The following is an 8,141-nucleotide window of genomic DNA, read 5'->3' as shown; positions in this document are numbered from 1 at the left end:
GTCGGTTTCGAGAGTTTTTAAAGGTCACCTTTGGGCAGGAACTTTTGGAAGAAAACCTTCGTTTTATCGAAACCGCACTGGGCAAAAATGGAAAGCCTCTTGCGATACGAGATTATTTTTTACGAGAGTTTTATGTTGATCATATCAAACGCTATAAAAAAAGACCGATCTATTGGATGTTTAGCAGTCCGAAGGGTAGTTTCAATGCACTCATCTATATGCATCGGTATCGTCCTGATACCGTAAGTGTTTTGTTAAATGACTATTTGAGAGAATTCAAGACAAAACTATCTGCGAAATTAAACCAGTTGGCTCATACCGAAACCAGTGGGGATGCTTCTAAAGCAGAAAAGGTAAAAGCGATCAAAGAGATTGAGAATACAAAAAAGATTCTCACCGAGCTTGAGGATTATGAAAAAGAAATCCTCTATCCTTTGGCGATGAAAAAACTGGAAATCGATCTGGATGATGGAGTTAAGGTGAACTACTTGAAGTTTGGTGAGGCATTAAAAAAAATTCCTGGCCTTGATAAGGCAGAAGAAGACTAATCATGTCAGATAAAATTAAAAACGCACTCCATAAACTTTTCGACAAACATCGAATCGTTTTTTGGTATGATGCCAAGTCCGAACTCAGAGACGTCTATGATTCCATTGCCCTTGAAAATATAGAAAAATGTGAAATCCAAAACAATGAGTATCGGTTAAAGTATAGGCTGATTCGTGAAGAGCCTGCGAAGAAATTCCTTCTCTTCCATGATGGGCCGCAACCTGCGCCCTTGGACAATTGGCTTTTGGATCTCCTCCTAGCGAACGGCGAATTTAGAACCGACCAGGTGGGATTGTTACTATCCGAGTTGGACTTGAGATCTGACCTTTCTGAAGTAGTAAGCGAACATTTGCACTTTTTTAGCGCCATCAAAAGAAAAGAGTCTTTGAAGCAGATTTTGGATGGTAAGGAGACCGGGACTCTGCTACGGCTGAAGATGCTTTCTGTCTGTGCCGGTTCTGAGGCAAACATCGGTTCTGTTTTGGAAAATTTACTTGTAGATCTTTCCGCAAACAAAGACGAGAAAATCAGGCTCATTGAAAAATGCACTCTCTCTTCCTTCCTATGGGACCAGGTGAGAAAGGATTACAATTATCATTCGAATGAGCCTGGCCTCAAAGACTTTGCCATTGAACTCTTTAAATCCTGCTATGCGATGAAAACAGAAGGCAATGCGAGATTGAATGCGGATGCATTGGTATTTCTGAGACGCTGGAAAGATAGCCAATATTTTCGAGAGAGCTTTGAGTCGCTTTCGGGTGAGTATGAATCACTCCTTGGAATTAAAAATGACTTGGAGAAACGAGATTTTAGAAAATTGATCGATGTTGATTTTTTTACCATTATCGACAGGAAAATTATCAGTAGTTTGGTCGAGCAAGTCACGGCGGAAACTGTTTCTCGGATCGATGTATCGGATTGGATTCGCATTCGCCGTAGAACACACTGGTATGCGTCATACAGCGATCTTTATGAGGCAATTGATTTTGCCGCCCAATTCTTTCAAACTCTCCATGAAACGATTCTCTCGATGGATAGTTTGGATGATGGTGCCAAGCGTTATGTGAACCAATGGTATCTTTTAGACCAGTTCTATCGAAAGTTTATTTATCATGTAAAAAAATCGAGCCAGCCCTCTCTTTTAGAAGCGCTTCGTGACAAAATCGAAAAGTTATATTCCAATAATTATTTGTTAAAGATCAATGATCGTTTCCAAAATTTTGTAGATCAGACAAGTCAGTGGAGTATCCAAGGCATTCCTTTGCAGAAAGATTTTTTTACCAATTGGGTAAAACCATTCTTAAGCAAGGAGAACAAGATTTGTGTGATCATTTCCGATGCCTTACGTTTTGAGATCGGAGAAGAACTTCTAGGAATCATTCGCAAAGAAGATCGCTACCAGGCAGATCTAGAGCCCATGCTGTCCATGCTTCCTAGCTATACGCAACTAGGAATGGCGGCACTACTTCCAAATCAATTTCTCGAACTGGCAAGTGATGACTCAGGGACAGTTATTGTTGATGGCCAAAATGCAAAGGGCACTCAAAACCGGGATAAAATTTTAAAGGCGGCACTTAGCGAACGGGCGCAAGCCATTACGAGTGAAGATTTTATGTCCTATAATCGAGAGCAAAGCCGAGATCTTTTTAGAGCCAATGATGTATTGTACATCTATCACAATCGCATTGACCACACGGGAGATAAGATCCTTTCTGAGGGTATGGCATTTGAAGCCGCTGAGGATGCGATGGATGATCTTACGAAGATTGTAAAAAAATTAACAGCCGCCAATGCCACAAACATTCTCATCACAGCAGATCATGGTTTTATTTACCAAGATCGTGCTTTGGAAGAGAGTGATTTTTCCTCCCAAGAACCGAGTGGGACTTCCATCTTATACAAACACCGTAGATTTGTTCTCGGGAAGGGACTTGTGCCTCAAACGGGTTTCAAATCATTTACTTCCGCACAACTTGGATTAAAGGGAGATGTGGAAATTCAAATCCCGAAATCGATCAACCGACTCCGGTTGCAAGGATCAGGCAGTCGCTTTGTCCACGGGGGAGCAAGCTTGCAAGAAGTGATCCTTCCCGTACTTCGCATCAACAAAAAGCGAACGAGTGATGTAGAAGTCGTGGATGTGGATATCATTCGTGGTGCGAGCAACATCATTTCTTCTGGGCAATTGGGTTTGATGCTTTTTCAAACCTCTGCAGTAACAGAAAAAATGCAGGCTCGTACACTTCGTTTGGGTATTTATACCTTAGAGGGCGAATTGATATCTGACCAACATGAAATTCGATTTGATCACGTGTCGCAAAACCCAAGGGACAGAGAGACAAAAGTCGCCATGATTCTGACTAAGAAAGCAAGTGCGGCTAACAATAAGGAAGTTTTACTCAAGTTGGAAGAAAGGCATGGTGGAACAACTCACTATGTGGAATACAAATCGATACGATATCAGATTCGAAGGTCTTTTGACTCTGATTTTGATTTTTAAATAAAAAGGGAAATTTATGAGCACAATAGATCAAAAAATCAATACCTTCTTTCCTGGTCTCGTAGTGAGAAAGGATCTCGTAAAAATCGTGAAGGGAAATGCGATTGTTCCTTCTTATGTTTTAGAATATCTTTTGGGGCAGTACTGTGCAACCAATGACGAAGCTTCCATCCAGACAGGTATTGAAACTGTAAAGGAAGTGTTACGCAAACATTATGTGCATCGCAACGAGGCAGGACTCGTCAGGTCCAATATTAAAGAAAAAGGTCGCTATAAGGTCATTGACAAAATTTCAGTTGCCTTAAATGACAAATCGGATGCTTACGAGGCGGAGTTTTCAAACTTAGGCATCAAAAAAGTTTTAGTTGACTCCGATACCGTCAAAACTCACCCAAAGCTTCTCGTAAGTGGCGTTTGGTGTATTGCAGATTTAGAATATACGTATTCAGAGGATAAAAATGCGATCCCTTGGATCATGACAAGCCTCAAGCCCATCCAGCTTTCTCATTTCGATTATGAAAGCTTTATTGCTGCCCGGAAGAATTTTTCAACGGATGAATGGATCGATTTATTGATTCAAAGTATGGGTTTCAATCCCGAAATGTTTGGGAAACGAAGCAAACTGTTGCAACTTGTTCGTTTGATTCCTTACTGTGAACGAAACTACAATCTCATCGAACTTGGTCCCAAAGGTACAGGCAAGTCGCATATTTATTCAGAGTTCTCACCTCACGGGATTTTAATTTCTGGCGGGGAAGTCACAGTTCCTAAGCTTTTTGTTAGCAATGCGGTAAATGGCAAGATCGGTTTAGTCGGATATTGGGATGTAGTCGCCTTTGATGAGTTTGCTGGAAAACAAAAGAAAGTGGATAAGGCCTTAGTAGATATCATGAAAAACTACATGGCAAATAAAACCTTCTCGCGAGGCATCGAAACCTTAGGCGCCGAAGCCTCCATGGTATTTGTCGGAAATACACAACATAGCGTTCCGTATATGCTAAAACATAGTGATCTGTTTCAAGATTTACCCGATAAATTCTACGATTCTGCCTTCCTCGACCGATTGCATTTTTTTATCCCTGGTTGGGAAGTGGACATCATTCGCGGAGAAATGTTCTCCGATGGATATGGTTTTGTCGTAGATTATTTAGCCGAGATATTACGTTCGCTTCGAAATCATGATTACTCAGATCGGTATTCAAAATACTTTACTCTGTCATCCGATATAAGCACACGGGATCGAGACGGGATCAATAAAACCTTTTCTGGTCTAATGAAGATCATCTACCCTCAGGACGGCGCTACAAAAGAAGAAGTAAATGAGATCTTGAAATTTGCGATGGAAGGCAGAAAACGCGTAAAAGACCAATTAATGCGAATCGATGCGACTTATAGCAAAGTTAATTTTTCGTATTCGGACAAAGAAGAAAAAACGGAGAGAGTAACCACACTCGAAGAGGTGGAATTTCCGAATTATTACCATCATATGATCAGTGAATCCGAAGATGGGGTAACTGAAGTAAATTCGGAACCAAGTCCCACTATTCCCCAGGCCGTGGCGAATCCAGTCTATAAGAGCCAATTAAAAGAACAGCACTTTAGCTACCAAGAAAATCAAAAGGGTGTCAGCTATGATGTCCTCTTTGGCGACTACCTTCGAAATTGCAAAACAATTACCATCGTAGATCCGTATATTCGAATGTTCTACCAGGTTCGCAATTTGATGGAATTCATTGAGACCGTCGTTAAAACAAAAAGCCAAGATTCTGAAGTAAAAATACATTTAGTAACCGTAGTCGATGAATTAAAACCAGAATTACAAAAAGAAAATTTTGAAAAAATCCAATCATCCTCTTTAGCATTGGGCATTCAATTTTCTTGGGAGTTTGATGCTTCCAACTCGATCCATGCTCGCCATGTAACAGTGGACAAAGAATGGAAAATACTCTTAGATCGTGGGCTTGATATTTTCCAACATTACGAAATGAATGATGCCCTTGCGATTTCAAATCGCTTACAGCAGTTTAGGTCGATTAAGGCATTTGAGATTACGTATATAAAGCAGAAGTAGGGGATGTGATGCAGGTTGGGAAAAAGGTATCTATAAAGAGCGATCCTTCTCGAATTGGTATCGTCCAAGAGATTCAACTTGGATATCCCAAAAATATTATCAGAATATTCATAGATAATGAAACTAAAGAATTTTTCGAGGATCAAGTAGAGGTTGCAGAAGAAAAGGGTGGATATCAATTTCAATCCACCTCGCATTTTAAAGCCTATTTAACTTCACTCTATTTAAATTTTCCTGACAAATCCAGCCTCTACTCTTTGAGTTCTGCTCGGATAGAAATGATCCCTTTTCAATTTCGACCTGTGATTAAGATCATTCAAGCGGATCTACCACGTATCCTAATTGCAGACGATGTCGGTATTGGTAAAACCATTGAAGCAGGTCTCATTCTAAAAGAACTCTCCGCTCGTTCAGAACTTAATACTGTTTTAATTATTTGTCCAAAGCCATTAGCGGTATCAAAGAAATGGAAGTATGAGATGGAAAGATTTGATGAGCAGTTTGATCAAATTGAATCATCCAAAGAATTAAAATTCTATTTAGGAGAATTTTCAAAACATAATATTTGGCCCGAAAAAAAATCCAGAATTATTATACCATTTTCAATAATTCTTGAATCGACTTTTAAAGATTTCGATTTTGAAGAAAATCCGATTTCTTTTGATTTAGTGATCGTTGATGAAGCTCATAAAATCAGAAATCCTTCTACTCAAGCTCATAAATATGTTAAGAGATTTACGGATCATGCCAAAGCAGTAGTTTTTTTAAGCGCTACGCCCATTCAAACGAAGTCCCAGGATTTATTTAATCTACTGAAAATGCTAAGAGAGGATATGTATAGACGATACGATTTTTTTAAAGACTTAATTGGGCCTAATCAACACCTAAATAATGCTATTCGAATGACTCGCGAGATGAAAAAATTTGAAAAAACCCAATTCTTAAATGAATTAAATAGTTTTGAACACTATCCTGGTCGTGAACCCTCGGAAAAACTGGCTGAAAAGTTAACGGAGATTCGGGAGATTCTAAATTCAAAAAAAAATCCCGAAGTTGATATGGTCGATATTCGGCGACATTTGGAAAAATTAAATTCGATGAACTTTTTAATGAATAGAACAAGGCGTAGGGATATCGGTAAAGAATATTTTAAGCCGCGACGTGTAAAGGCCATTAAGGTCTCTTTGAGTGTTGAAGAGAAAAAGTTTATAAAATATTTTGAAGAAATATATAAGACACTATGGAATTCTCAATTTAACAATAATGTGCTTCACTTAGTTTTAGCAAGTTGGAAGCAACAGCTTTCGAGTAGCATATTTGCGCTACTTCCGTCTTTGGAAGAATCTCTAAAAAGAAAATTTTATACAGTAAATCTAAACGAAATGGACGATTCTGAGCATTCATTAGATGAAGAAGAAGAGATCCCTACCCCTCTGAATGAGGTTACCTTAGACCTGATAGATCAAGTTATAAACTCTGGTCGCCAACTGAAAGCAGATTCGAAATTAAATCATCTAGTTAAATTAATTCGGAAGAAACAAGAGGAGCAGAATAAGAAGATTCTAATATTTTGTTCCTTCTTAAAAACAATTGAATATCTAACAAAAGAATTGAAGGCAAAATTCTCTTACGTATCTTCAATTACTGGACAAACACCACATGAAGAAAGAATCCGAATTAATGGGATATTTTCCTCTTTTGAATCTCGTGCAGATTCCATTGATATACTTTTACTTTCAGATGTAGGCTGTGAAGGTTTAGATTATCAGTTTTGTGATACTTTAGTAAATTATGATTTACCTTGGAATCCAATGCGAATTGAGCAACGGATCGGTCGGATAGATAGAATTGGTCAGAAAAGCGAAGCTATCAATATATTAAATTTTCTAATAGAAGGCAGCATAGATGATAAAATATATACCAAATGTTTTGAGAGAATTGGAATTTTTACAGATTCGATTGGCGATCTAGAAGAAATTACGGGAGAGGTAACCAAGTCAATTTCTAAAATTGTTTTAAATCCTTCATTATCGGATGAAGAGCAAAATAGACAATTGGAAATTATCACCCAAGGCACTATAAATGAAGGTCGAGAAAAGCTTGAGTTGGAAGAAAAGGAACAAGAGTTATTTGGGATAGATCTGAAAGAGAATTACTTAGATTATGAAAATACGCATATATCTATCGAGAGTTTACAAAATTTAGTTTTTATCTATCTGGCAGAATTTGGTATCGACGGGGCGAAATTGTCTCAAAAAGAGGGAAAATTTAGTTTAGTACTAACAGATAAGATAAAACTAAAATTAATCGAAGATTTCAACAGTATAAATTATTTGAGAAATCAACTTTTTGGTGATTGGAAACTTAAATTAAAATCTAAAGTTGACTGGCGATTTGATTTTACTTTTGATCCAGCTTGCGCAAAGAGAAATTCGGAAGTAGATTATATAACTCCGGTGCATCCTTTGGTGAAGCAGGCAGCGCAAAAACTCTCATTCAAAAATCCAGCTCCGGTTATTCTTAGTTATGATAATGTTGAGACGAGCAAAGTAAATTGCGCTTTCTCGATTTATGTATGGACACTAAACGGAATAAAGAAGGAAATTTCAATTCAAATAATCGCTGAGGATGAGATTATTGAAAGTAAGTTTTCTGAATTTTTAAAGGATGCTGTGGTTTCCCTTGAAACTCGAGAAATTGACCAAACAAAATTACGAAAGCTTGAAGATCGCCATCAAATGAAGTTTAGAACTGAAAGAGAAAACTTCCTAAAGAGAAATAATTTGGAAATTAACGAAAGAGTTCTAAATTTAAAACAAGCTTTGGATCGTGATATTTTTTTATTGGAAACAGAGATTTCAAGACAAGACAATGAGAAAATTCAAAGAATGCATTTAGGAAGTATTAGAAATAAAAAATTGGCACATGAGCGTTTAGTCAAAGAGCTTGAGACGCGGCGAGAATCTTTAGATATTTTTCCCCACCGAGTTTGTCTAGGCTTGTTAAAATGAGTAGGAGATT

Annotated in this window: 4 protein-coding genes; all 4 read left to right on the top strand. The window is 37.9% G+C overall.

Features of this window, described 5'->3' with window-relative positions:
• Nucleotides 1-548: hypothetical protein (locus EHQ58_RS10290; protein WP_210412805.1), on the top strand; the 548-nt coding region annotated here is incomplete at its 5' end.
• Nucleotides 549-550: 2 nt separating this feature from the next.
• Complete coding sequence (gene pglZ / locus EHQ58_RS10285; protein ID WP_135623816.1) at nucleotides 551-3,049, top strand: BREX-1 system phosphatase PglZ type A; 2,499 nt, start codon at nucleotides 551-553, stop codon at nucleotides 3,047-3,049.
• A 16-nt stretch (nucleotides 3,050-3,065) separates the two neighbouring features.
• The gene (gene brxL, locus EHQ58_RS10280; RefSeq protein WP_135623815.1) at nucleotides 3,066-5,120 is read left to right on the top strand and encodes a BREX system Lon protease-like protein BrxL; all 2,055 of its coding nucleotides are present in this window, start codon (nucleotides 3,066-3,068) and stop codon (nucleotides 5,118-5,120) included.
• A gap of 8 nt (nucleotides 5,121-5,128) precedes the next feature.
• On the top strand, nucleotides 5,129-8,131 hold the full coding sequence (locus EHQ58_RS10275; protein WP_135623814.1) for a DEAD/DEAH box helicase: 3,003 nt from the start codon (nucleotides 5,129-5,131) through the stop codon (nucleotides 8,129-8,131).
• The last annotated feature ends 10 nt before the right edge of the window (nucleotides 8,132-8,141 follow it).

It is taken from the genome of Leptospira ognonensis (assembly GCF_004770745.1).
GTDB lineage: Bacteria > Spirochaetota > Leptospiria > Leptospirales > Leptospiraceae > Leptospira_A > Leptospira_A ognonensis.
This window is presented reverse-complemented; position numbering and strand designations above follow the sequence as displayed.